Consider the following 22324-nt stretch of genomic DNA (forward strand, 5'->3'; position numbering starts at 1 on the left):
CCAAAGGCAAGGTCCAACAGTTTTCGGACACGCAACGCATGAACCGGCGCCAGTTTGTTTTCGCCCTGTCGGGAGCCCTGACACTGCTCGCCGCCACGCGGCCCGGCCGCGCCGAATGCGGCGGCCTCAGTCTCAGGGAATTCGTCGAAACCACTTATTACAAGCAGGCGCGCCTGCACGCCGCCAAAACCCCGCCTGGCAACGACGAGTTCCACGCGCTGTTTTCGCCCGGCATGCGCCGGTTGATGCAGGCGCCGCGGCAATATCCGAAGAACCAACCGATCGGCCCGCTGCTCAACGCCTTCTTCGGCTGGGGCGTGCTGCCGGGCGCCGAGATCAAGGTCGGCAAGGTCGAGCACCATTCCGGCGACGAGATGGGACCGGCCACCATCCGCGTCGAGATCGAGCATCGCGGCCAGCCGCACCGGATCCTGGTTCACGTCATCGGCCCGGACGACGATTGGCGCATCGCCAACATCATCTATGATTCCGGCAAAAGCCTGCTCGATCATTACCGCTCGATCACCGGGCTTTGAAAGTTACCCCCATTTGTGGAAAATCAAAAACGCCCCGCCGGCAATCAGGAGAAAACCCAATGCGTGATTCCAGGCCAGCGGCTCCTTCAGATACAGCGTCGAGAAGCCTGCGAACACCACCAGCGTGATCACTTCCTGCATGGTCTTGAGCTGGGCTGCCGAATAGACCGCGCTGCCCCAGCGGTTGGCCGGCACCGCCAGCCAGTATTCGAAGAACGCGATCCCCCAACTCGCCAGAATGATCAGCACCAGCGGGCTTTGCTTGAATTTGAGATGGCCGTACCAGGCAAAGGTCATGAAGACGTTGGAGGCGAACAGCATCAGTATCGGCAGGATCTGCGGGGAGACGGTCGGCATCATGTCCTCATCAATTTCGTGCGCTAACAAGCGGGCACGGATTCCGGTTCCAGCCGTTTCGCATAGCATTTGAATTCAAAAACGCGAAAGCTTTGCGCAGGCAGTCAACCCCGTCTTAATGACAGAAAAAGAAAACCCGCCACAAAACGAAACATCCGTCACACTGCGTGCCTTATTCTCGACGCAACGGGAACGGCCTCAAACGGCCGCTCGATCAACGCCTTGGGAGGCAGCGAGAACCGGCATGTTCGACTGGCGCGCCATCTCCGGTCCGGCTCTGACGACAGCGACGGCGCTCGCCGCTTTCCTTGTCGACCGCTATGTCATTGCGGTCCCGAACCCCGCGCCGCTGTTCGTCTGCATCGTGGCATTGGCCAGTTCCGTCAGCGGGCTCGCCTCCGGCCTGACCAGCGCCGCGATTGCCGTGGTGTCCTCGGCGCTGTTCTTCCTCAACCATCGCGCCGTGCCGGGCTATGACGCCTCCGACCTGATGCGCATGCTGCTGCTGGCGGCGACCGCGGTCGGAACCGCCGTGATCACCGGGATGTTGCGGCAAAAATGGATCGACGCCTTCGCCTGGGAGCAGAAGCACCATGCCACCGCGATGCGGCTGTCGGCAGCCCTCGACCAGGTCGATATCGGCATCGTGCTGCTCGATTCCGACACCCGCGCCGAATTCATCAACCGCGCCTTTCGCGACTATTTTTCGCTGTCCGACCAGCAGGCCGACGCCAAGCCGCCGTTCATCGCGCTGATGTATCACGGCCGCGACACCGGCGCCTACGAGCTGCCGGAAGACGAATTGAGCCTCTTCATCGCGCAGCGCACCGAGATGATGCGGGCCGGCGATTCCACCCCGATCAACATCAAGATGGCTGACGGGCAGGTGCTGCGCTTTTCCTGCACGGCGCTGCCCGATGGCGGGCGCATGCTGAGCTATACGCCGGTCACCGACCTCGTCCGCCATACCGACGACATCGGCAATGCCGACTACTACCGTTCGCTGCGCGGCGGCAGCGAACGCAGCCTGGCGCGGCACCTGCGCGCCGCCGAATAGCGGCAGCGACGCGGCAAAGCCTCTCTCCCGATTGATCCGTCGCGGCGGCGCCTGTAGGCTGTCGCCATCAGCCAGCGCGTCGACGACGCCGCTCCCTTCCCGAAGCTCCCTTGCCGAATACGGAATCAAACATGCCCGGCGATGTAACGATTCGTTTTGTCACAAGACAGGACTACGCAAAATGGCTGCCTTTGTGGGACGGCTACAACGCGTTCTACGAGCGGACCGGACCGACCGCGCTCGATCCCGCCATCACCGCGATGACCTGGGCCCGCTTCTTCGATGCCTACGAGCCGGTGCACGCTTTGGTCGCCGAACGCGACGGCGAACTGCTCGGGCTGGCGCATTACCTGCTTCACCGCTCAACCACCGCGATCGAGCCGACGTTCTACATGCAGGATCTGTTCACCAGCCAAGCCGCGCGCGGCAAAGGTGTCGGCCGCGCGCTGATCAACGGCGTCTACGAACAGGCCAGGCTCGCCGGGTCGCCGCGCGTGTACTGGTTCACCTACAACACAAATCACACCGCGATGCAGCTTTACGACAAGGTGGCGGAGAAGACCGGGATTATCGTTTATCGCAAGGTGTTCTGATGTGCGTTCCCCGGATGCAGCGCAGCACGAAGTGATGCGCTGCTGATCCGGGGTCCATCTATCGATGTGGCGCGATAGGTCCCGGCTCTGCGGAGCAGCGTGAAGGACGCTGCACCGCGTCCGGGACACGGATGCATTTCACGGCCTGTGGATAAATCTGGATGTCACCGGGGCGTAACAAAGCCCGGCTAGGTTGCGCCTGCGTTTGATCAGGCCCCCCGTCTCGGATCACGCGCCCCCAGCGGCCCCCGTCAGTCGCCGCGTCTGACCGGGGCCGCATCTTTTTTCGCAGCACTTTCAGACCCTTTACGCCGAGCTACGCCGGAACTGCTGCTCAGGCATGCCGTGCGCGGTCAGACCGCATCTTGCGGGCTCAGGGGTGCGCGGGCCACAATGCGGCCTTCTCGCCCCACCCCACAGGATCTCCCATGCAAATTCGCAATCTCGGCGGCTCCGGCCTGCGCGTTTCCGCCGTCGGCCTCGGCTGCAACAATTTCGGCCAGCGCACCGACCTCGAAACCTCGCGCAAGGTGATCCACAAGGCGATCGACCTCGGCATCACCCTGTTCGACACCGCCGACATCTATGCCGGGATGGGCGGCTCCGAGACCGTGCTCGGCACCGTGCTCGGCGACCGCCGCAAGGACATCGTGCTGGCGACCAAATATTCCAAGCCGATGAGCACGGACGGCACCAAGCAGGGCGCCTCGCGCCGCTACATCATGTCCGCGGTCGAGGCCAGCCTGACGCGACTGAAGACCGACTACATCGACCTCTACCAGCAGCACGATTACGATCCCTTGACGCCGATCGAGGAGACCATGCGCGCGCTCGACGATCTCGTCCGCCAGGGCAAGGTCCGCTACATCGGCAATTCGAATTTTCCGGCCTGGCGCATCGCAGAAGCCGAACTGGTCGCGCGGCAGATGAACGTCAACCGCTTCGTCTCCTGCCAGGACGAATACAGCCTCGTGGTGCGCGGAATCGAAAAGGATCTGCTGCCCGCAGCCAAGGAATACAAGCTCGGCCTGCTGCCGTTCTTCCCGCTGGCAAGCGGCCTGCTCACCGGCAAATACAAGCGCGGCACGGCGGCGCCCGACGACACGCGTTTTGCAAAGGCCCCCGCGCTTAGGGAGCGTTACGTCACGCCGCGCAACGAAGACATCGTCGAAAAGCTGCAGGCCTTCGCCGACAAGAGCGGCCACACCATGCTCGAGCTCGCCTTCTCCTGGCTCGCCTCGCACCCGCAAGTCTCCAGCGTCATCGCCGGCGCCACCCGCGTCGAACAGGTCGAGCAGAACGTGAAAGCGATCAACTGGCAGTTGAGCGCGCAGGAACTCGCGGAGATCGATGCGATTACGAAGGGGTGAGCCCGGCTCTCTCACTCCCTCTCCCCGTCCGCGCACAACTATTTCGTCATGGCCGGGCTTGTCCCGGCCATCCACGTCTTTGCTTCCTTGGAGCTCCAAAGACGTGGATGCCCGGGACAAGCCCGGGCATGACGCTCTTGGTTGAGCGGGGCGAGGTTAAACCACCAGCCCCTTCATCGGCTTCACTGACGTGCTGTCCGGAAACACCGTTTCCGCCAGCACGCGCTCGGCGAGACCGAACTGGTCCTGCAGCACGCCCTTCATGATGGCGCGGAGGTCCGTGGTCGGGGCGAGGTCGCGGGCCTGATAGAGATTGGCTACCTTCAGGCCGGGCCAGTCCGCAATCACCCGGCCGCCCTTCACCGCGCCGCCGGCGAGCAGCGCCACGGTGCCGGTGCCATGGTCGGTGCCGGCGGTGCCGTTGATGCGCGCGGTGCGGCCAAACTCTGTGACGACGACCACGACCGTGTCGCGCCAGCGCGGCCCCAGCCCGGTTTCGAATTCCGCCAGCGCGCCGTCGAGACCCGACAGCAGCTGCGCCAGACGCCCGACCGGTCCGCCTTCATTGGCGTGGGTGTCCCAGCCGTCGAAGGCGAGCGCGCCGATCCGCGGGCCGTCATCGGCCGCCATCAGCTTGGCGGCGCCGCGCGCCACCAGCCGCATCGCGGCAATGCCATTGCTGCCCGGCTTCGGTTTCATGTCGTCGCCTTGCGCGGCCTTGTCGAGCGCGAGCCCCTGCGTCAGCGCCGCCGCCAATGCGGGGTCGCGGTGGCGATAGAGTTCGATCAGGCGCATCGCGGTGTCCTCCGCGGCCTGCGGCAGCGCCACCGGGGTCCAGCCGACGGTCGGCGCCGCGCCGCGCAGCACCAGCGGCGTGGTCGGGCCGACGCCGAGCGCGCTCGTCACGCGCTCGCCCTTCGGCAACGATTCCAGCGCACGGTTGAGCCAGCCCGACTGCACCCGGCCCGGGCCGGCAAAGCCGCTTTCGAGCACATCCTGCCCGTCGAAATGCGAGCGCTCGCGATAGGAGGTCGCGACCGCATGAATCACCGCGGCCTGCTTCTGGCGGTACATCCGCGCGAATTCAGGCATCGCCGGATGCAGCGCGAAGAACGAATCCAGCATCGGCGCCGCGTTGGGCCCGCTCGACGTCAGCGCGATCGAGCCATGCAGGCCGGCATAATCGGGGTCGCCGATCGGGGCGACGGTCGCAAGGCCGTCCAGTGCGCCGCGCAGGATGACGACGACCAGACGTGGATCGCGCCCATCGGCAGCGCGCGCGAATTTCGGCAAATAAGCCCAGGCCGCAAACGAAGCGCCGCCGAGCAACATCGCGCGGCGCGAGGGCGATGTCGGGCTTTCGCAGCAATCCGTTGTCGGTACAGTCGTTTCCATCGGCGTCATCTCCTCTGGAATTCCGGCGACATCAATAGCAGCGCCAGCGCCTGCTGCCGCGATTCCGCGCGCTCGACGGTGCGCCTTGTTTCCATCGACGCAGCGTCGGCGGCGACGAGTTCAAGCAGGTCGCGCGGATCGATGGTGTCGGCGAGGCGCGAGGCGATCTGCGCCGATATATCGAGCCGCAACTTCATGCCTTCAGGGGCTGCCCATGCCGCATTGCTGTCGGGAAAACCGTTCGGGCCGGCGGGCGCCCATAATGGCTGACCCAGCACGTTGAGGCCGTTGAGATAGCGGCCGGGATCGCCGGGGATTTGCGCCAGCAAGCGGCCGGACGCGACCAGGAATTCATACGGCGAGCGCACTTTGGTCAGCGGCGCCTTCCAGGCTTCTTCGGAATCAACCAGCGCCGTCGCCAGCGCCTTGAGATCGCCGTCGGTCTTGCCGAACACGTCGGCCAGCCGCGCCACCAGCGCCGGCGGCGGATCGTCGGCGACGAAATGGCGGACGAATTTGGTGGCGATGAATTTTGCGGTCGAGGGATGCCGCGCGATATCAGCCAGCACCGCCTCGCCCTGCGCCACGCCACCAGACTCGTAGCTCTTGCCCATCACGCGCTGCGCGCCGGGCTGGTGCGCATTGGCGTTGAAGACGAAGGTGCCGGGGGCGCCGAGCTGGCCCTGCCGTCCGGCATAGGTCCACCCCGTGATGATGCGCGCCAGCGACGTCACGTCGTCCTGCGAATAGCCGCCGCCGACGCCGAGCGTATGCAGCTCCAGGATTTCGCGCGCGAGATTTTCGTTCAGGCCGCGGTTGCGATTTTTGCCGGCGCGCGAATCCGGCCCCAGCGATTGCTGGTTGTCGAGAAAGAACAGCATCGCCGGATGCTGCTCGACCGCCTTCAGCATGTCGCCGAAACGCCCGAGCACGAAGGGCCGGATCGCTTCGCGCTCGAACGAGCCCGCCCACATCCGCGCCACCCCGCCCTTGTTGGCGGAGATGCAAAAATGATTGGACCAGAACACGACCAGCCGCTCGGTGAACCCGCAATCGGCGATGACGGCCCGCTGCAGCCGCGCCAGCGCTTCGGCGCGAAACGTCTTCTGGATGATGTTGAGCGGTTGCGGCGGCGGCTTTGGCGCGGCGGGCTGCATCGTCTCGGGAGGCGTCATAGACGCATTGGCGTTTTCCTGCGGCTTTGCCGGCGGCTCCCTCGGCGCCATGTCCATGGCGATGCTGTTCAGCGACAGGTTTCGCCGTTGCCCTTTCGCATCGACAGGCGGTTGCGGTCCCTCGGTCGCGGCTGCCGGCGCTGATTTGGCAGCCGCGTCGCGGCCCTGCTGGATCTCGAACTGATAGTCGAACACCGCTTTGCCGAGCGCCGCGGTCGACTGCAAACCGGGCACTTCAAGCAGCACGCCGTTGGGCCGGCTCATTTCCGCCTTGACGAAACCTCTGGGATCGGAGGCCGCGTTGACGAAATCGCCCGATGCGCCGCCGCGCGCGCCGAATCCGAAGCGATTGAGCGCCACCAATGCGGCTTGCGAATCGCGGGCCATCGGATTTCCCTTGAGCTGTCCCCGGTATATGATTTGCCGGCAAGCATAACGCCTTTCGAGATGAACCCCGAATTAAAACCCGGTTAGAAAACGCCTCGTTCATGACAAATCGGTCTGACAATCCTCCCTCGCGGCGCCTCGCCTGCGCCGGCTGCGGCACCGAGTTCTCCTGCAGCCTGTCCGGGCCGTGCTGGTGCAGCGAGGAAACTTTCCGGATGCCGATGCCGCTGGACGGCAGCGATTGCCTGTGCCCGGCTTGCCTGCGCAAGGCGGCGGCGCACGCCTCGAGCGCGGCCGCAACGTGACAAGCGAATGGGACGTCCGGGCCGTTCTGCTCGATATGGATGGAACGCTGCTCGACACCGAGCGGGTTTACTTCGACAGCCTGGTCTCGGCGCTCGGCGCGTTCGGTTATACCGACGATGTCGAGACGCTTTGCCATGCGATGGTCGGCCTGCCCGCTCCGGACTGCGAGGCCATGCTCATTGCGCGCTATGGTGACGACTTTCCGCTGCCTGCGATCAACGAGGCCTTCATCGCACGGCGGGACGAAATTCTTGGCGCCGGCCTTCCGCTGAAGCGCGGCGCCCTCGAATTGCTCGATGCGTTGCACGGCAGCGTATGCCCGATGGCAATCGTGACCTCGTCGTCGCGTCGCACGGCGGATGCGCATTTGACGCTGGCCGGAATCCGCAGCCGTTTCGATCATGTCCTGACCCGCGACGACGTCACGCGCGGCAAGCCAAGCCCTGATCTGTATCTGCTGGCGGCGTCCAGGCTCGGCCTGAACCCGGAGTTCTGCGTGGCCGTCGAGGATTCCAATCATGGCGTGACTTCAGCGCATGCTGCCGGCACCATCACCATTATGGTGCCGGATATGGTGCCGCCGACCGACGAGTCGCGCGCGCGATGTGCGGCGGTGGTGGACGATCTCGGCGCGGTGCTTGAAGTGCTGCGAACGCGCGGCAAGCTTACGCGCCGTTCGGCATAGCTGCGTTCCCCGGATGCTGCGCAGCGCGCAGCGGTGCGCTGCTGATCCGGGGTCCATCCATCGGCGCAAAGCGTGGGTCCCCCGATGCGCAATTGCGCATCTGAGCTCTGCGGTGCACCGTGAAGAACGCTGCACCGCGTCCGGGACACGGAAATCGGACGCGGGTCCAGACGACCAGCTAACTATCGCGCCCGCGACTTCCCCCGCCCCGGCAGCGCCGCCTTGGTCAGCGCATGCGCGGCTTGACCTGCGGTCTCCATGTAACTGGGATCGCGGTGCAGCAGGACGACGGCGAACGATCCGTCCAGCAACAGCAATATCTGCCGGGCGAGCTGCGCTGCTTCGGCGATCCCCGCGGCCTCGAACGTCGCGCGCAGCCAGTGCTCGAACTTCTTTTTGTGGGCGGCGCCGATCTTCATCGCGGGATGGCCGGGCATGTTGGCCAGCTCCGCGGAGGTGCGCAGGAAGCCGCACCCCTTCCATTTGGGATGCCGGGCCGAGCGGGCGAGATTGCGAAAAATCCGCTCGATCTTTACCGGCAATCCGCCGTCAGCCTCCGCGAACCATTGCTTGAACAGCGCGAGATTTGGCTGGTCGCGGCCGGCCAGATAGGCCGCCACGAGGTCATCCTTGCTCTTGAAATGATAGTACAGCGTCCGCTTGGTGACGCCGGCCTTCGCCGCCACGGCGTCGACGCTCACGCCGCGAATACCGTCCGCGTAGAACAGCGCGTTTGCCGCCGAAACGATCCGCTCGCGGGTGGGAGTTTCCGATTTCGCCATGACTCTATGTATACCGACCAGTGAATATACACAATGTACTGCCGCGCCTAAGGTGCCGCCGACACCGACATTTGCGGAGACCATCATGTCCGACGCCGTGCTGCTCGAAACCAAAGACGCGATTGCGCTGATCACGCTCAACCGGCCCGAAAAACTCAACGCGCTGAACTACGATCTGATCGACCGCCTGATGGCAGCGCTCGACACGATCGAGACCGATGCCGGCATTGGCGCCGTGATCCTGACCGGCGCCGGCGAGCGGGCGTTCTCGGCAGGCGCCGACATCAAGGAGTTTTCGGGCAGCGTTCGGCAGGGCCCGAACGCGGCGATACGCGACTTCGTCCGGCGCGGACAGGCGATGACGGCGCGTCTTGAAACATTCCGAAAACCCGTGATCGCCGCGGTCAATGGCCTGGCATTCGGCGGCGGATGCGAGATCACCGAGGCGGTGCATCTGGCCATCGCCAGCGACCGGGCGCAATTTGCAAAACCGGAAATCAATCTCGGCATGCCGCCGACCTTCGGCGGAACCCAGCGCCTGCCCCGGCTGGCCGGGCGCAAGCGCGCGCTGGAGCTGCTATTGACCGGCGATCCCTTTTCGCCCGCGCGGGCCCTGGAGGTCGGGCTCGTCAATTCAGTCGTACCGCATGATGAACTGCTGCCGGCGGCGCGCCAACTGGCAAGCCGCATCATGCGTCACTCGCCGCTTGCGGTCGGCAGCATCATCACATCAGTCACCCGCGGATTGAACATGGCCATCGGCGAAGGACTGCAAGTCGAGAGCGAGCAGTTCGCCGCGATGGTGCCGACCAGCGACCTCCGCGAAGGCCTGGCCGCCTGGAGCGAACGGCGGCCGCCGAGCTATGGCGGCCGCTGATGTCGGTTGCCGGACTACTCCGCCGGCCCGGCAAACAGCAGCAGATTGCCGTCTGCATCTTTCAGAATGAAATCCCTGGCGCCCCATGGCTCTCGCTTCAGTGTCTGGAAGAACGTGACACCCGCAGCCTGGAACTCCAGGAAGAGTTGCTGATCGCTTCCGCCGTCGCGACCGTGAGTGACGCTGAGAGCAATTGCTCGCGGTCGCGCAGGCCAGGAGACATGGTGTTGAGTCCTGTCTTGAGCGCCTGCCAGTTCTCAAAGCCATGCTGCCGCGCGACCAGTTCCTGCGCATCGCCGAGCTTGAAGCTTTGCGCGAGGATTTCGGAATCGGTCATTTGGCCATAGCGAGGCAGGCCCGACCTGATCTGGGCCGCGACCGGATAATAGCGGTCGCGATGCCAGCGCAGAACGAGCTTGGCCTGCGTCCTCAGGTTTTCGAGATTCGGCATGGGCGCAGCTACGGTTGACGTTACGTAGGTGGGCATTGCCCCTTCGGCGAAAGCCGATGCGCCCTACATGCAGCCCGGCAAGAATGACGGAGACGACCGGTTTCTGTCAAGCGGGCTGTCGCGCGCCGGAACCTACACCGCAAACCCCGGCGATTTGCGCGCCATGCCGTCGAACGCGTCGAGCAGCCGCTCGCGCCAGGCATAGACCGGATCGTCTTCCCCAAGCAGCCTGAACGGGCTGACCACGCGCGCCCACTGGAACCCGCCGAACACGATGTAGTCCGCGTAGTTCGGCCGCTCGCCGCCGAGATAGGATTGCGTCTTCAAGGTCAGCCGCAACGGGTCGATCGACCTGCGAAAGCCTTCGACTGCCTTGTCGCGGCCCGCCACCACCTCTTCCAGCGGCTTGCCGAAGCGCACTTCCCGTGACTTGCGGAAATAGGCGGCGTCCACCGGCTTCAGGTTTGACGGGATGTCGGCGACGATCATCGGAGACAAGCCGCCTATCACGGTGACATCGCCCCACCAGTTCAGCATGCGCGCCATGGCACGGCCGCCCTCGCCGCCGAACAGCGACGGCCGGTCCGGATATTTGTCTTCGAGATAGTTCGCAATCGCCCAGGAATCGACAACAGACGTTTCGCCGTCGAGCAGCACCGGCACCCTTTCGGATCCGTGCGGCGCGATCGCGTCCTTTTCCGTAAAACACCACGGAATGGTTTTCGCGGAAAGCCCCTTATGCGCCAGCGCCATCCGCGTCCGCCAGCAGTACGGACTGAACGGGCGGGCGGCGTCGGCGCCGACGAGTTCGAAGAGTTTGAGAGGCATGCGGGCTGAACCTGTGCGATTTCAGCCATCAGACTATCCGTCATTGCGAGGAGCGCAAGCGCGTGCTCCCTCTTCTTGTCATGCCCCGCGCAGGCGGGGCATCCAGTACGCCGCGGCGGTCGTGTGAACCACCACCGCCGGTGAATACTGGATCATCCGCCTTCGCGGATGATGACAGCGGAGCCTACCGCACCACCGCCGCGGTTTGGCCGAACAGCACCCGGCGCTCTTCCTCGGTGCGGTTGACCGGTTGGCCGAAATTCGGATTGACCTCTTTCGCCAGCGCGTAGGCGCGCTCGGTCGCGGGCCGTGCGCGGATGGTTTCCAGCCAGCGCTTCAGATGCGGGAAGTCGTCGATGTTCTGTTCCTGGTTCTTGTAGGGCACGATCCAGGGATAGCTCGCCATGTCGGCGATCGAGTAATCGCCGGCGATGAATTCGCGGTCGGCGAGGCGCTTGTTGAGCACGCCGTAGAGCCGGTTGGTCTCGTTCACATAGCGGTCGATCGCGTATTTGATTTTTTCCACCGCATAGTTGCGGAAATGGTGGTTCTGCCCGGCCATCGGCCCGAGCCCGCCCATCTGCCAGAAGGTCCACTGGATCGCGTCATAGCGGCCATGGAGATCTGATGGCAGGAACTTTCCGGTCTTCTCGGCGAGATACAGCAGCATCGCGCCGGACTCGAACACCGAGATCGGTTTGCCGCCGCCCTTCGGCTCATGATCGACCATCGCCGGAATCCGGTTGTTCGGCGCGATCGCCAGAAACTCCGGCTTGAACTGTTCGCCCTTGCCAATCTGCACCGGGAAGATCTTGTACTTCAGCCCGGTCTCTTCGAGGAACATCGTGATCTTGTGGCCGTTCGGCGTGGTCCAGTAATGAAGGTCGATCATTGGCACGGTCCCGCTGTGATGAAATTGCACGCATCGCAAAAAGGATGCGGATGCATGAATGTGGTCGGGTCGCGCCGTGGAGTCAATGGAATTGGTGCCGTGCGCGCGAATGTGATGACTTCCCGCACGCGCGCGAAACGATCAGTTCGCCCGGCCGTGTTCCCGCAGGAAATTCCTGCCGCCTTCGGTGATCGCGACGCGCACGCCGAGGCCTTCGACCGGCTGGCGCGCGACATAGCCGCGGTCGACCGCGTCTTCCCAGATCGTCAGCCGCGGGCATGAGGTGCGCCAGGTCTCGATCACGTCGGCATAAAGCCGCGGCTCGCGCGCTACCCATTCGACGAGATCGAGCACCAGTGCGTCGGTCGTCTCGGTCATCGGGCCCTCCTTCGTTCGGAATGCCTCTATCAAAAAGCCATCGCGCTGGAGCGCGTGACCAGCAGCCAGCTGCCATAGAGGATGTAATAGCTGGCAACCGTCGTGATCAACCGTCCGGCCCAGGTGCGGAACTGCGCGTCGCTCATCGCTTCCAGGATACGCCGCGCCAGCGTGGTGCCGAGCATCGAGGCCGCGATCGCAACCAGCGCCAGCACCGGATCGAGCGTCGCCGCCTGATCGATGATGCCGCCGAAATAGACCAGCTTGACGAGATGGCTCGCGACCTGGCAGGTCGCCTTGGTCGCGACGATCTCGCGGCGATCGAACTTGCCGCCGAGAAAGAACGTATCCATCAATGGGCCGGACACGCCGGTCATCAGCATCAGGCCCATGCAGATGAAGCCGTAGAAACTGCCCTGCCAGATGCTGTCCGGGTCCGGCTTCAAATTCGCCGGCATCAGCCGCGCCATGAACGGCGTGACCCCGAGCAGCAGCAGCGCGATCGGCTTGTCCGGCACGTAGCGGGTCAGCGACCAGAGCCCGAGCGCCAGTGCGCAGCCGATCAGATAGACGCACACCGGCCGCCAACGGATGTGATTGCGCCACAGGAAGGCGCGCCAGCCATTGGACGCCATCTGCGTGATCGCATGCAGCACCATCGCTGTCGGCAGCGGCATCAGGGCCAGCAGCACGCCGATCAGGATCATGCCGCCGGCCATGCCGAACAGGCCCGACAGGAAAGCTGTCGCGACCATCAACAAGCCAAGTGCTGCGATCAAAAGCGGCGTCATCCTAAATCTCCTGACATACTACTGCCGCGCTTGGACGCGACGTGCAAACTGAGTTATCTTGCCCTGGCATCAGTTTTCCTGAGGGTTCGAATGCGGCGGCTGCTCTTCCTCAACGGCATCAAGGCATTCGAGGCCGCGGCGCGGAGCGGCAGCTTTGCGGCGGCGGGTAGCGAGCTCAACGTCTCGGCAGCGGCGGTCAGCCGGATGGTGCATCTTCTGGAAGACCGGCTCGGCGTGGCGCTGTTCGAGCGCAAGGCCAACCGCCTGGTGACGACGGCCGCCGGTCGCACCTATCAGAGCGGGCTGACGCCGATCTTCGACGCGCTGGCGAGCCTGACCGCGCAGGTCACCGCGCCCTCCACCGTCCGCGTGCTGACCATCGGCGTCGGGCCGACCTTTGCGATGCGCTGGCTGATCCCGCGGCTGGCGGATTTTCACAAGCAGGAACCCAACATCGACGTGCGCATCACCACCGGCGGCGCGGCCGCGCCGTTCGGCGAGGACTGGAGCTGCGGCATCCAGCTCGGCGACGGCGAATGGCCGGGACTGATCGCCGAGCCGCTGTTCGCGGCCGACCTGTTGCCGGTCTGCGCGCCCCGCCTTGCAAGCTCGCTCAAGCGGCCCGGCGATCTGAAGGGGCCCACGCTGCTGCGCGTCGCGCATTCGCCCGACGATTGGCCGTCATGGCTGAAGGCGGCCAGCGTCGCCCGCGTCAGCGCGCGCGGACCGGAGTTTCAATTCTACGGCCAGGCGCTGCAGGCCGCGGTCGACGGCCTCGGCGTTGCGATGGGCATCCGCCCCTATATCGACGACGACCTCGCCGCCGGCCGGCTGGTGGCGCCGTTTGCGCAGAGCGTGCCGAAGGGCATGCGCTGGTACCTGGTCTATCGCGAATTCCGCACCGGCCAGCGCGACTTCGTCGCGTTCCGGCGCTGGATCATCCGCGCGGCGGCCGAGCCCGCCGCGCGCCGCAAGGGCCCACGCCATGCCAATTGAACGCATCGACACGCTCGTGATCGGCGGCGGCCAGGCCGGGCTCGTGATGAGCTACCGGCTCAAGCAGCGCGGCATTTTGCACCTCGTGCTGGAACGGGCGCGCATTGCGGAGCGCTGGCGCAGCGAGCGTTGGGACGGATTAAAATTCCAGTTTCCGAACTGGTCCGTACAGCTGCCGGATTTTGCCTTTCCGCACAGCGATCCCGACGCCTTCGCCACATCAGGCGAGATCGTCAAATTCATCGACGCCTTTGCCGAATTCGTCGCGCCGCCAATCCGCTGCGGCGTCGAGGTGACGCGCCTGAAACGTGGCGGCGACGGCTTCATCGCCGAGACCGCTGATGGCACCATCGAGGCCAGAAACGTCGTCGTCGCGACCGGGCCCTATCAGCAGCCGCTGGTGCCGGATCTGCTGCGCGATCATCCGGTGTTTCAGGTCCATGCCAACAGCTATCGGAATCCCGGCCAGCTGCCACCGGGCGCCGTGCTGGTGGTTGGCGCCGGCGCGTCGGGCGCGCAGATCGCCGACGAACTGCATCGCGCCGGCCGCCGCGTTTTTCTTTCGATCGGCCAGCACACCCGCATGCCGCGCCGTTACCGCGGACAGGATTTGACCTGGTGGTTCGGCGCCCTTCACCTGTTCGACATGACGGCGGAGCAGCGCGGGCCGATCCGGGTCAACCCGTCGATCACGGGCGCCTATGGCGGCTACACCATCGACTTCCGCAAGTTCGCCGCCGACGGCATCACGCTGCTGGGACGGGTTTTGGCGGCGCGCGACGGCGTGCTCGAGATTGCCCCCGGCCTCGCCGAGAGCCTCGCGACCGGCGATGCCTATTACGCAGGCTTCCTCGACATGATGGACGCGCATGTCGAACAGCACGGCCTCGATCTCCCCGCTGACCCCGCCGCCCGTACTGTGCTGGCCGACCCGCCTTGCGTCACCGAGCCGATCCGGCGCCTCGACCTCGGCAAGGAGGAGATCCATGCGGTAATCTGGGCCACCGGCTACGGCGTCGATTTCAGCTGGATCGACCTTCCGGTCCGGGATGGCAGCGGCGAACCGGTCCATCGGGGTGGCGTGTCAGAGGTGCCGGGGCTCTATTTCCTCGGCCTGCCGTATCTGTCGAAACTATATTCCGCCTTCCTGTCCGGCGTCGGCGACGATGCCGCCATACTCGCCGATCACATCGCCGCCCGCCGCTGAAGTTCCCTCTCCCCGAAAATACGCCGAGATGTGAAGCGGTTCACACCGGCTGCCGAAAAACCATGGTCTGATCAGGCCCGGATAATCGCGGGGGCGATTGTAATGCCGGGAGTTCAGCCATGATTTACGGCGGCTTTGAAATTCAGTCGTTCGAAGCGGGGAGAGGGCAATGGCACGCCAGGATACAACGAACCGATCTCGCGCCGGTCGTCATCGATGGCTTGTCGTTTCCGACGCTCGAAGTCGGCTTTGCATGGTCCGATCCGGAAGCGGCGATCGCGGATGCGAAAGCCCATATCGACCACAACCGGCAGCGCTACACGACGGCGGCGTCCGCCTGAAGCAAGCGGCCGTGATGTCGTCCCCCGAATCCAATCCGGCGGCGCAGCCATCCAGGCAGGTGATGTCGAACTGCCCGCAATGCAGCGCCTCCCTCGCCGTGCTGCGCATCATCCCCGGCAAGGCCGGCGCCGAATACTGGACCATGCGCTGCACGAAGTGCGGCGGCATCCATCTCGACATCGTCCAGGCGGATTCACCTGCCGCGACGGTTGCGGATTCCAGCGACGTCTTCGCCTGACGCTGACATCTGCTGACATTGGAACGGCCTGAATCGGCCGTTCAATCAACACCGGCTTTGCCCTTTTTTCGCGCGGCGATTGGCCCCATATTCGCCCCATGGCGAAGAAACCCGACTCCCCAAAAAAATCAGGCAAAACCCCGAAATCCAAAGCTCACCGGCCGGAAGTTCAGCCGATCGGGCCCGCTTTGGCGGAACTGCTCAATCCCGCGATCAACCGCGGCGATGCCGGCATGGGCTCGGGCACCGGCCTGCAGCCGCCGCCGGACAATTCGAAGGACCGTCGTTCCGGCGGCGAAGCCGCCGTGCATCGCGCGCGATCGTCGACGAAGGGAACGAGTGAGGATGTGGCGAGGCGTGATGCGTCTTCTTCCTCCCCTCCCTCCACGCGCGAAGCGCGTGGCGGGGAGGGGTCAGGGGTGGGGGGTAGCGCGGCAAACTCACTGCCAGCGGAACTTGCCGAAACACCCCCCACCCCCGACCCCTCCCCGCCGCTTCGCGGAGGGAGGGGGGAAGAAAGGCATGGCCTCGACGAAGCCCCGCAAGCCAATTACGGCACCTCAGCGACCATCCCGACGCTCGATCCGGAACTGGCAAAACAATTCGGCTTCACCACCGAAGAGGAAGACGCCGCCGCGCTGGCGCGGCCGCCGCGCAACAAGATGGAGGCGCTCGGCGTGCAGGCCACCGCCGATGCGCTGGAAGACCTGATCCGCGAGGGCCGGCCCGAATTCAAGGGCGAAGGCGGCGGCGTCAAGGTCTGGACGCCGCACCGCCCGCCCCGCCCCGAGAAGTCCGAAGGCGGCGTGCGCTTCGAGATCAAGTCCGAATACGAGCCGAAGGGCGACCAGCCCACCGCGATCAAGGAATTGGTCGAGGGCATTGAGCGTAGCGACCGCACCCAGGTGCTGCTCGGCGTCACCGGCTCCGGCAAGACCTACACCATGGCCAAGGTGATCGAGGCGACGCAACGCCCCGCCATCATCCTGGCGCCGAACAAGACGCTGGCGGCGCAGCTCTACGGCGAGTTCAAGAGCTTCTTCCCCGACAACGCCGTGGAGTACTTCGTCTCCTATTACGACTACTACCAGCCCGAAGCCTATGTGCCGCGCACCGACACTTACATAGAAAAGGACTCGTCGATCAACGAGCAGATCGACCGCATGCGCCACTCGGCGACGCGCGCGCTGCTGGAGCGCGACGACGTCATCATCGTGGCGTCCGTGTCGTGCATCTACGGTATCGGCTCGGTCGAAACCTATACTGCGATGACGTTTGCGCTGAAGAAGAACGAGCGCATCGACCAGCGGCAGCTGATCGCCGACCTCGTCGCGCTGCAATACAAGCGCACCCAGGCCGACTTCACCCGCGGCACCTTTCGCGTGCGCGGCGACGTCATCGACATCTTCCCGGCGCACTATGAAGACCGCGCCTGGCGCGTGAACCTGTTTGGCGACACCGTCGAAAATATCGAGGAATTCGATCCGCTCACCGGCCACAAGCAGGACGATCTCGAATTCATCAAGATCTACGCCAATTCGCACTATGTGACGCCGCGGCCGACGCTGGTGCAGGCGATCAAGTCGATCAAATCAGAACTGAAGCTGCGGCTCGACCAGCTCAACAACCAGGGTCGGCTGCTGGAAGCGCAGCGGCTGGAGCAGCGGACGACGTTCGATCTCGAAATGATGGAAGCGACCGGCAGCTGCGCCGGCATCGAGAACTATTCGCGCTACCTCACCGGCCGCCGCCCCGGCGAGCCGCCGCCGACGCTGTTCGAATACGTTCCCGACAACGCGCTTGTCTTCGCCGACGAAAGCCACGTCACCGTTCCGCAGATCGGCGCCATGTTCAAAGGCGATTTTCGGCGCAAGGCGACGCTGGCCGAATACGGTTTCAGGCTGCCCTCCTGCATGGACAACCGCCCGCTGCGCTTCGAGGAGTGGGACATGATGCGCCCGCAATCGGTCGCGGTGTCGGCGACGCCGAGCGGCTGGGAGCTGAACGAGAGCGGCGGCGTGTTCGTCGAACAGGTGATCCGCCCGACCGGCCTGATCGATCCACCGGTCAATATCCGCCCTGCCCGCACCCAGGTCGACGACCTCGTCGGCGAAGTCCGCGCCACTGCACAGGCCGGTTATCGCAGCCTGATCACGGTGCTGACAAAGCGCATGGCGGAAGACCTCACGGAATACCTGCACGAGCAGGGCATTCGCGTGCGCTACATGCACTCTGATATCGACACGATCGAGCGCATCGAGATCATCCGGGATCTTCGCCTCGGCGCGTTCGACGCGCTGGTCGGCATCAACCTCTTGCGCGAGGGCCTCGACATTCCCGAATGCGCGCTGGTCGCAATCCTCGACGCCGACAAGGAAGGCTTTTTGCGCAGCGAGACCTCGCTGATCCAGACCATCGGCCGCGCCGCGCGCAACGTCGACGGCAAGGTGATCCTCTACGCCGACCAGATGACCGGCTCGATGGAGCGCGCCATTGCCGAGACCGACCGCCGCCGCGAAAAGCAGGTCGAATACAACACCGCCAACGGCATCACGCCCGAAAGCATCAAGAAATCCATCGGCGACATCATGAACAGCGTCTACGAGCGCGACCATGTGCTGGTGGAAATCGGCGACGGCGGCATGGCCGACGACGTCATCTCAATCGGCCACAATTTCGAGACCGTGCTCAACGATCTCGAAACAAGAATGCGCGAAGCCGCCGCCGACCTGAACTTCGAGGAAGCCGCAAGACTGCGCGACGAAGTCAAACGCCTCCGCGCCACCGAGCTTGCCGTGGTGGACGATCCCACCATCAAGCAGCGCGGCGTGGCGGCGAAGGCCGGTGCGTACGCGGGCACGAAGAAATACGGCGATGCTGCGAACCTGCCGGCCAGCGCCTCGAAGAAGCGCGGCGGCTTCTCCTCCCCCTCTCCCCGTTCTTCACGGGGAGAGGGTCGGGGTGAGGGGCGCCCCACGGGCGGTCCCTCCACCTCCAAAGTCCACAAACCCCACCTCGACGAAATGCACGGCCCGGAATCCCTGCCCTACCGCCCCAGCGGCGCCAAACCGCGCAAGCCCGACATCGGCGGCAGCACCAAAATCTTCCAGCCCACCGACTCGCGTCAGTCGGGGCCGGAGTTCGGGCCGGCACCGCGTTCGAGCGGTGGCGCGCCGGGGCATCGGGGCGGGTGGAAGAAGAGGTAGCGATCAAGAACTAGGTCGTCATTCCGGAAGCTGCGAAGCGGCTGTCCGGAATCCATACTCCCCATCGTGGTTATGGATTCCGGGTTCGATGCTTCGCATCGCCCCGGAATGACGAAACAGCCCTACCCCACGCCCGCCACCCCCACCGCCAGCAGCGACAGCAGCATCACGTTGGTTACCAGTTGCAGCGAGGTCAGCGGCTGGGTCCGCCAGCGCGCGATCTTTTCGATGAAGGACAGGCTGGCGTCGAAGAACAGCGGTTCGAAGCCGTACCCGAACCGCTTCGGGAATTTGCGTGCCAGCCATGGCGTCAGCAGGGCGTAAAAGACAGCGGCCAGCACGACGAAGATCGCGGCGCCGTAGCGCTGGCCGACGATTTCGTGGCTGCCGACGAGCTTGAGCATCAGCGCGGCGGCGGCGAAGGTGGGGAAGCCTTGGAACAGCGCGGTCAGCACAAAGCCTTCGAGACGGTTCCGCGAGCTGGATTTCGGGGCTGACATGGCGTTCATGGCGGCGGCTTCCTGTGGTCCCCGATGGGGAGGTTGATGCCGCCAGGATAGGTGGTCACGCAGGGGTGAGACGTGATGCGTGTCACGGATTCACTCCCCTTGTCATTCCGGGGCGTCGCGAAAGCGACGAACCCGGAATCTCGAGATTCCGGGTTCGCTTCGCGCCCCGGAATGACGGAGAAAATCACCCCGACCGTCGATTGCTCGTGTTCTGCGTCATATTCCCGTGGTCGCCCTGCTCGCGGATGTTGTTCTTCTCGTCGTCGCGATGGCCCTTGGTGGTGTCGACGGGCACCTTCGGCGTGCTGCCGGGGCCCTTGTGACTCCTGTTCTCCTCGGGAACGGGCGTAATGGTTTTTTCAAACGGTTTGGTCATCAGATTCTCCATTGATAGGAGGAGAAACGCGGGACAGGCCGTAGTCGTTCCCGACCTGAACGCGTCCCCGCCTTGCGCCGACCAAGCCAACATGAACCAATTGTTCCCGCCGACTGAAACCATGATCCGCCCGATGCCGAAAATTAATGCCTTCACCGCGCTGGCCACTGCCGGCGCCTGCCTTCTCGCCAGCCCGGCTCGCGCTGACGATGCCGACCGTGCGCTGCTGTCGACGTTTTGCGACGCCGCCGATATCGAGGGATCGACCTGCAAGCGGGCGAAGAACTATCCGGATGCGGGAAACCGCGAATGCGACGTCAAGCTGACCGCCGATCGCCATAGCGGCCGGTTCATCGCCGCAGGCAATCCGCTTCTGGTGGTCAATTACGAGAGCGGATGCGAGCCGCACGCCACCGACAATGGCGGCGCCGTCGTGTTCGAGCAGAGCCGCGGCAAAAGCATTTTCCGAAGCTTCCAGCCGGGCTCGCAGGTCAATGACTGCATCACCCTGGCGAGGAGCGCGCAGCAGGATTGGCTGATGTGCATCACCGGTCATGTCGGCCAGGGCAATCTGGAAACCGGCGTCGCCGAGTTCGTGTTCACCCAGGACTACAGCAGGAACGTCAGCATCTCCCCGGATTTTCTGATCACCGCGTCGGATTCCATTCGCGCCTATGGCGCCAACGTCGTCTCCTGCAAGGAGCGTTCGAAATATTTCGAGGTCTCGGACATCAAGGCCGGGCCGCGGCCGCAGACCGTGACCGTGACGGTTCGCCATGCCGACGCGAGCACGATCAGGAAGGCCTGCCGCAAGGGCTTTCCCAAACCGAAGGAAGTCTTTGGCACGCTGTCGCGCGGCGAGGCCTATGTGCCTGAAAGCTACGAGAAGCGCGGCACATTCATCATCGATCTCGTCACACGCAAGGTGACGCCGCAGGGGTGACGCGTTGTGAACTCGTCGTCCCGGCGAAGGCCGGGACCCATACGCCGCAGCGGACGTTGGTGAAAAAGGAAGATAACGACCAGCGTCTGTACCAATTGCCGCTGGTGGCTATGGGTCCCGGCTTTCGCCGGGACGACGATGACAATAGTGGTCAGCTGCGGCAAAACGGCACGACGGGCAAATCACTTCTGTTTTACGGAAAACATGTCAAGTCCTAAATTTCTGTAAATCAAAAATATTTCCCTTTCCTTCGACCCAAATCACCTGCACAACTATCGCCATCCCGTCCCACTCAGAGGGCGTCGGCCGTCGTCACGACGAGGGGCGGGTCGCGGTGGACGTAACAGTTGCGATTGACGGTCGCGGCTGAAGCGTACGGCGAAAGCGTGTGGTCCTGGCGCCCGTAACGGCGTCAAGTCTTTCGGGAGCCAACGCTTCCGAGGGGCGACGGTGGCAATAGAGGCCGTCTCACCGGGGAGAGCACGCCATAAGCCGTAAAGCCATTGCGCAGGGAATGTCGGATGTTCTCCGCTGCCCTGTATGCTCGTGTGCGCACTTCCTTGTGCACATTGCACACGAGACCGCGGGTGCAGCGCGCGTCCGGCATTCCCTGCGCCCTCTGAATTTCGGGGGCGAGAACTAAATTGAAAACCTCGGGCGCAATGCGTCGCGAGATCGCAACCACATACCCAGTCGTCATCGCCCGGCTCGACCGGGCGACCCAGTATTCCAGTGACGCCAATGATTGAATCGAGAGGCCGCGGCGTACTGGATCACCCGCCTTCGCGGGTGACGACAGCACGGTGTGGAGCGCACACTGGCATCGTCGGTAAGACGGCCTGGCTGTTTGAAATTCGAATCCATTTCATTCGCACGCGAACGCACCGGCAGCCGCGCCGGGTGCAGCGGACGCCAGCGGTCTCCGTAGTTCCTCGCATTGCCAATCCAGCGGTTCGGCCCACAATGCAGCCGGGCGTCAGCTGCACGTGTGGATTGAGGACTTGCAGCTGGCGGTAGTGAACCGTTTCCACGCTGGCGACGTCAGACTTTGTGCCTGCTTTTGCGGATCGGCCGCTGTGTTATGGCGTTCGTTGTGGAACCGGCGGGCGCGGGGCAGGTTGAATATCGGCGGAGAAAGACCGGATGACCGCGGACCTGCATCGGCAGCGCCTACTGAATTTCCTCGACGTCTACTATGCCGGCGACATCGAGGGCGCGCTGGCGCGCTGCACCGACGATGTCGAATTCGTCGCCAACGCCCCGGTCGACCTGCTTCCCCACATGGGTCATCGCCGGGGCACCGAAGCGATGCGGCAGATGTGGACCACCGTCCACGCCCGCTATTCCGAGATGCGCTGCGAGGTGCCGATCCTGGTCGCCGAGGGCGACAGGGTGGCGGCGAACATCCGCGTGTTCTTCCGCAAGCGCAGCAATCAGCGGATGGTGCATTTCGACATCGCGGCGTTTTATACCTTCCGCGACGGCCGCATCGCCCAGATCCGCGAGATCATCGACACCTTCGACATGGTCGAGCAGGTGCTGGAGCGCGACGTCAGCGCGATCCTGAAGGGCGACAAGCCGCAATAGAGATTATGACGACGTCATTCCGGGATGGTCCGCAGGACCAGACCCGGAATCTCGAGATTC

The 22324-nt window shown here is 64.3% G+C and carries 27 protein-coding genes; 15 read left to right on the forward strand and 12 right to left on the reverse strand.

The annotated features are described in order from the left end of the window. Positions 1 to 38 precede the first annotated feature (38 nt). On the forward strand, positions 39 to 536 hold the full coding sequence (locus JQ641_RS24540) for a hypothetical protein (RefSeq protein ID WP_211998464.1): 498 nt from the start codon (positions 39 to 41) through the stop codon (positions 534 to 536). A gap of 3 nt (positions 537 to 539) precedes the next feature. On the opposite strand, the gene JQ641_RS24545 is transcribed toward JQ641_RS24540, so the two are convergent. After that, positions 540 to 893, reverse strand: a complete 354-nt coding sequence (locus tag JQ641_RS24545) for a DMT family protein (RefSeq protein ID WP_211998465.1) — start codon at positions 891 to 893, stop codon at positions 540 to 542. 244 nt (positions 894 to 1137) lie between these two features. Between JQ641_RS24545 and JQ641_RS24550 the strand changes: the two genes are divergently transcribed. From JQ641_RS24550 to JQ641_RS24560, 3 genes are all read left to right on the forward strand, one after another. Then, on the forward strand, positions 1138 to 1950 hold the full coding sequence (locus JQ641_RS24550) for a PAS-domain containing protein (RefSeq protein ID WP_211998466.1): 813 nt from the start codon (positions 1138 to 1140) through the stop codon (positions 1948 to 1950). 131 nt (positions 1951 to 2081) lie between these two features. Beyond that, the gene (locus tag JQ641_RS24555) at positions 2082 to 2543 is read left to right on the forward strand and encodes a GNAT family N-acetyltransferase (protein WP_211998467.1); all 462 of its coding nucleotides are present in this window, start codon (positions 2082 to 2084) and stop codon (positions 2541 to 2543) included. Between the two features lie 428 nt (positions 2544 to 2971). Further along, positions 2972 to 3913, forward strand: coding sequence for an aldo/keto reductase (locus JQ641_RS24560; RefSeq protein WP_211998468.1), 942 nt, complete (start codon positions 2972 to 2974; stop codon positions 3911 to 3913). Between the two features lie 156 nt (positions 3914 to 4069). Here JQ641_RS24560 and JQ641_RS24565 read toward each other — a convergent pair whose 3' ends face one another. Both JQ641_RS24565 and JQ641_RS24570 read right to left on the reverse strand, forming a co-directional pair. Next, positions 4070 to 5308, reverse strand: a complete 1239-nt coding sequence (locus JQ641_RS24565; RefSeq protein ID WP_211998469.1) for a DUF1501 domain-containing protein — start codon at positions 5306 to 5308, stop codon at positions 4070 to 4072. 5 nt (positions 5309 to 5313) lie between these two features. After that, a complete protein-coding gene (locus JQ641_RS24570) occupies positions 5314 to 6870 on the reverse strand; it encodes a DUF1800 domain-containing protein (protein ID WP_211998470.1) in 1557 nt (518 codons plus the stop codon). Positions 6871 to 6971: 101 nt separating this feature from the next. Between JQ641_RS24570 and JQ641_RS24575 the strand changes: the two genes are divergently transcribed. Continuing rightward, entirely contained in the window at positions 6972 to 7175 is a 204-nt protein-coding gene (locus JQ641_RS24575) for a cysteine-rich CWC family protein (RefSeq protein WP_211998471.1), read from the forward strand. Beyond that, positions 7172 to 7861, forward strand: coding sequence for an HAD family hydrolase (locus tag JQ641_RS24580; protein WP_211998472.1), 690 nt, complete (start codon positions 7172 to 7174; stop codon positions 7859 to 7861). Before JQ641_RS24575 ends, JQ641_RS24580 begins: the two co-directional genes overlap by 4 nt. Positions 7862 to 8043: 182 nt before the next feature. Here JQ641_RS24580 and JQ641_RS24585 read toward each other — a convergent pair whose 3' ends face one another. Beyond that, positions 8044 to 8643: a TetR/AcrR family transcriptional regulator gene (locus tag JQ641_RS24585; RefSeq protein ID WP_211998473.1), complete on the reverse strand. Its 600-nt coding sequence runs from the start codon at positions 8641 to 8643 to the stop codon at positions 8044 to 8046. 85 nt (positions 8644 to 8728) lie between these two features. On the opposite strand from JQ641_RS24585, the gene JQ641_RS24590 reads away from it, so the two are divergent. Beyond that, entirely contained in the window at positions 8729 to 9520 is a 792-nt protein-coding gene (locus JQ641_RS24590; protein ID WP_211998474.1) for a crotonase/enoyl-CoA hydratase family protein, read from the forward strand. Positions 9521 to 9534: 14 nt separating this feature from the next. Here the strand turns inward: JQ641_RS24590 and JQ641_RS38900 are convergent, their stop codons facing one another. From JQ641_RS38900 to JQ641_RS24615, 6 genes are all read right to left on the reverse strand, one after another. Beyond that, the gene (locus tag JQ641_RS38900; protein ID WP_502754989.1) at positions 9535 to 9660 is read right to left on the reverse strand and encodes a VOC family protein; all 126 of its coding nucleotides are present in this window, start codon (positions 9658 to 9660) and stop codon (positions 9535 to 9537) included. Then, positions 9618 to 9971: a hypothetical protein gene (locus JQ641_RS24595; protein WP_502754986.1), complete on the reverse strand. Its 354-nt coding sequence runs from the start codon at positions 9969 to 9971 to the stop codon at positions 9618 to 9620. Before JQ641_RS24595 ends, JQ641_RS38900 begins: the two co-directional genes overlap by 43 nt. A 132-nt stretch (positions 9972 to 10103) precedes the next feature. Beyond that, a complete protein-coding gene (locus JQ641_RS24600) occupies positions 10104 to 10799 on the reverse strand; it encodes a glutathione S-transferase family protein (protein WP_211998475.1) in 696 nt (231 codons plus the stop codon). 184 nt (positions 10800 to 10983) lie between these two features. After that, positions 10984 to 11691: a glutathione binding-like protein gene (locus JQ641_RS24605; protein ID WP_211998476.1), complete on the reverse strand. Its 708-nt coding sequence runs from the start codon at positions 11689 to 11691 to the stop codon at positions 10984 to 10986. A 141-nt stretch (positions 11692 to 11832) separates the two neighbouring features. After that, positions 11833 to 12069, reverse strand: coding sequence for a hypothetical protein (locus JQ641_RS24610; RefSeq protein WP_211998477.1), 237 nt, complete (start codon positions 12067 to 12069; stop codon positions 11833 to 11835). Between the two features lie 29 nt (positions 12070 to 12098). Then, a complete protein-coding gene (locus tag JQ641_RS24615) occupies positions 12099 to 12860 on the reverse strand; it encodes a sulfite exporter TauE/SafE family protein (protein ID WP_211998478.1) in 762 nt (253 codons plus the stop codon). A 90-nt stretch (positions 12861 to 12950) separates the two neighbouring features. On the opposite strand from JQ641_RS24615, the gene JQ641_RS24620 reads away from it, so the two are divergent. From JQ641_RS24620 to uvrB, 5 genes are all read left to right on the forward strand, one after another. Further along, positions 12951 to 13856 carry a LysR substrate-binding domain-containing protein gene (locus tag JQ641_RS24620; RefSeq protein ID WP_211998479.1) on the forward strand — a complete coding sequence of 302 codons (906 nt, stop codon included), beginning with the start codon at positions 12951 to 12953 and terminating at the stop codon, positions 13854 to 13856. Further along, positions 13846 to 15063, forward strand: a complete 1218-nt coding sequence (locus tag JQ641_RS24625) for an NAD(P)-binding domain-containing protein (RefSeq protein ID WP_211998480.1) — start codon at positions 13846 to 13848, stop codon at positions 15061 to 15063. The genes JQ641_RS24620 and JQ641_RS24625 overlap by 11 nt, the downstream gene beginning before the upstream one ends. Before the next feature lie 119 nt (positions 15064 to 15182). Then, positions 15183 to 15404, forward strand: a complete 222-nt coding sequence (locus tag JQ641_RS24630; RefSeq protein WP_211998481.1) for a hypothetical protein — start codon at positions 15183 to 15185, stop codon at positions 15402 to 15404. Positions 15405 to 15418: 14 nt separating this feature from the next. Then, positions 15419 to 15643, forward strand: coding sequence for a hypothetical protein (locus JQ641_RS24635; RefSeq protein ID WP_211998482.1), 225 nt, complete (start codon positions 15419 to 15421; stop codon positions 15641 to 15643). 98 nt (positions 15644 to 15741) lie between these two features. Beyond that, positions 15742 to 18849 (forward strand): excinuclease ABC subunit UvrB, encoded by a 3108-nt coding sequence (gene uvrB / locus JQ641_RS24640; protein ID WP_211998483.1) that lies wholly within the window; start codon positions 15742 to 15744, stop codon positions 18847 to 18849. Positions 18850 to 18971: 122 nt separating this feature from the next. Here uvrB and JQ641_RS24645 read toward each other — a convergent pair whose 3' ends face one another. Both JQ641_RS24645 and JQ641_RS24650 read right to left on the reverse strand, forming a co-directional pair. Next, positions 18972 to 19358, reverse strand: a complete 387-nt coding sequence (locus JQ641_RS24645) for a hypothetical protein (RefSeq protein ID WP_211998484.1) — start codon at positions 19356 to 19358, stop codon at positions 18972 to 18974. Between the two features lie 184 nt (positions 19359 to 19542). Beyond that, positions 19543 to 19734, reverse strand: a complete 192-nt coding sequence (locus tag JQ641_RS24650; RefSeq protein WP_211998485.1) for a hypothetical protein — start codon at positions 19732 to 19734, stop codon at positions 19543 to 19545. 91 nt (positions 19735 to 19825) lie between these two features. On the opposite strand from JQ641_RS24650, the gene JQ641_RS24655 reads away from it, so the two are divergent. The 3 genes from JQ641_RS24655 to JQ641_RS24665 all read left to right on the forward strand — a co-directional run bounded on the left by JQ641_RS24655 (position 19826) and on the right by JQ641_RS24665 (position 22264). Next, entirely contained in the window at positions 19826 to 20677 is an 852-nt protein-coding gene (locus tag JQ641_RS24655) for a hypothetical protein (protein WP_211998486.1), read from the forward strand. Positions 20678 to 20736: 59 nt separating this feature from the next. Next, complete coding sequence (locus tag JQ641_RS24660; protein ID WP_211998487.1) at positions 20737 to 20895, forward strand: hypothetical protein; 159 nt, start codon at positions 20737 to 20739, stop codon at positions 20893 to 20895. A gap of 925 nt (positions 20896 to 21820) precedes the next feature. Next, positions 21821 to 22264 (forward strand): nuclear transport factor 2 family protein, encoded by a 444-nt coding sequence (locus JQ641_RS24665; RefSeq protein WP_211998488.1) that lies wholly within the window; start codon positions 21821 to 21823, stop codon positions 22262 to 22264. The last annotated feature ends 60 nt before the right edge of the window (positions 22265 to 22324 follow it).

Origin of the sequence: Bradyrhizobium sp. JYMT SZCCT0180 (assembly GCF_018130165.1) — a bacterium.
Lineage (GTDB): Bacteria > Pseudomonadota > Alphaproteobacteria > Rhizobiales > Xanthobacteraceae > Bradyrhizobium.

Coding starts and splice junctions, on each gene's coding strand:
- JQ641_RS24540 (WP_211998464.1), top strand. CDS start 39: ATGAACCGGCGCCAGTTTGTTTTCGCCCTGTCGGGAGCCCTGACACTG.
- JQ641_RS24545 (WP_211998465.1), bottom strand. CDS start 893: ATGCCGACCGTCTCCCCGCAGATCCTGCCGATACTGATGCTGTTCGCC.
- JQ641_RS24550 (WP_211998466.1), top strand. CDS start 1,138: ATGTTCGACTGGCGCGCCATCTCCGGTCCGGCTCTGACGACAGCGACG.
- JQ641_RS24555 (WP_211998467.1), top strand. CDS start 2,082: ATGCCCGGCGATGTAACGATTCGTTTTGTCACAAGACAGGACTACGCA.
- JQ641_RS24560 (WP_211998468.1), top strand. CDS start 2,972: ATGCAAATTCGCAATCTCGGCGGCTCCGGCCTGCGCGTTTCCGCCGTC.
- JQ641_RS24565 (WP_211998469.1), bottom strand. CDS start 5,308: ATGGAAACGACTGTACCGACAACGGATTGCTGCGAAAGCCCGACATCG.
- JQ641_RS24570 (WP_211998470.1), bottom strand. CDS start 6,870: ATGGCCCGCGATTCGCAAGCCGCATTGGTGGCGCTCAATCGCTTCGGA.
- JQ641_RS24575 (WP_211998471.1), top strand. CDS start 6,972: ATGACAAATCGGTCTGACAATCCTCCCTCGCGGCGCCTCGCCTGCGCC.
- JQ641_RS24585 (WP_211998473.1), bottom strand. CDS start 8,643: ATGGCGAAATCGGAAACTCCCACCCGCGAGCGGATCGTTTCGGCGGCA.
- JQ641_RS24590 (WP_211998474.1), top strand. CDS start 8,729: ATGTCCGACGCCGTGCTGCTCGAAACCAAAGACGCGATTGCGCTGATC.
- JQ641_RS24595 (WP_502754986.1), bottom strand. CDS start 9,971: ATGCCGAATCTCGAAAACCTGAGGACGCAGGCCAAGCTCGTTCTGCGC.
- JQ641_RS24600 (WP_211998475.1), bottom strand. CDS start 10,799: ATGCCTCTCAAACTCTTCGAACTCGTCGGCGCCGACGCCGCCCGCCCG.
- JQ641_RS24605 (WP_211998476.1), bottom strand. CDS start 11,691: ATGATCGACCTTCATTACTGGACCACGCCGAACGGCCACAAGATCACG.
- JQ641_RS24610 (WP_211998477.1), bottom strand. CDS start 12,069: ATGACCGAGACGACCGACGCACTGGTGCTCGATCTCGTCGAATGGGTA.
- JQ641_RS24615 (WP_211998478.1), bottom strand. CDS start 12,860: ATGACGCCGCTTTTGATCGCAGCACTTGGCTTGTTGATGGTCGCGACA.
- JQ641_RS24620 (WP_211998479.1), top strand. CDS start 12,951: ATGCGGCGGCTGCTCTTCCTCAACGGCATCAAGGCATTCGAGGCCGCG.
- JQ641_RS24625 (WP_211998480.1), top strand. CDS start 13,846: ATGCCAATTGAACGCATCGACACGCTCGTGATCGGCGGCGGCCAGGCC.
- JQ641_RS24630 (WP_211998481.1), top strand. CDS start 15,183: ATGATTTACGGCGGCTTTGAAATTCAGTCGTTCGAAGCGGGGAGAGGG.
- JQ641_RS24635 (WP_211998482.1), top strand. CDS start 15,419: ATGTCGTCCCCCGAATCCAATCCGGCGGCGCAGCCATCCAGGCAGGTG.
- uvrB (WP_211998483.1), top strand. CDS start 15,742: ATGGCGAAGAAACCCGACTCCCCAAAAAAATCAGGCAAAACCCCGAAA.
- JQ641_RS24645 (WP_211998484.1), bottom strand. CDS start 19,358: ATGAACGCCATGTCAGCCCCGAAATCCAGCTCGCGGAACCGTCTCGAA.
- JQ641_RS24650 (WP_211998485.1), bottom strand. CDS start 19,734: ATGACCAAACCGTTTGAAAAAACCATTACGCCCGTTCCCGAGGAGAAC.
- JQ641_RS24655 (WP_211998486.1), top strand. CDS start 19,826: ATGAACCAATTGTTCCCGCCGACTGAAACCATGATCCGCCCGATGCCG.
- JQ641_RS24665 (WP_211998488.1), top strand. CDS start 21,821: ATGACCGCGGACCTGCATCGGCAGCGCCTACTGAATTTCCTCGACGTC.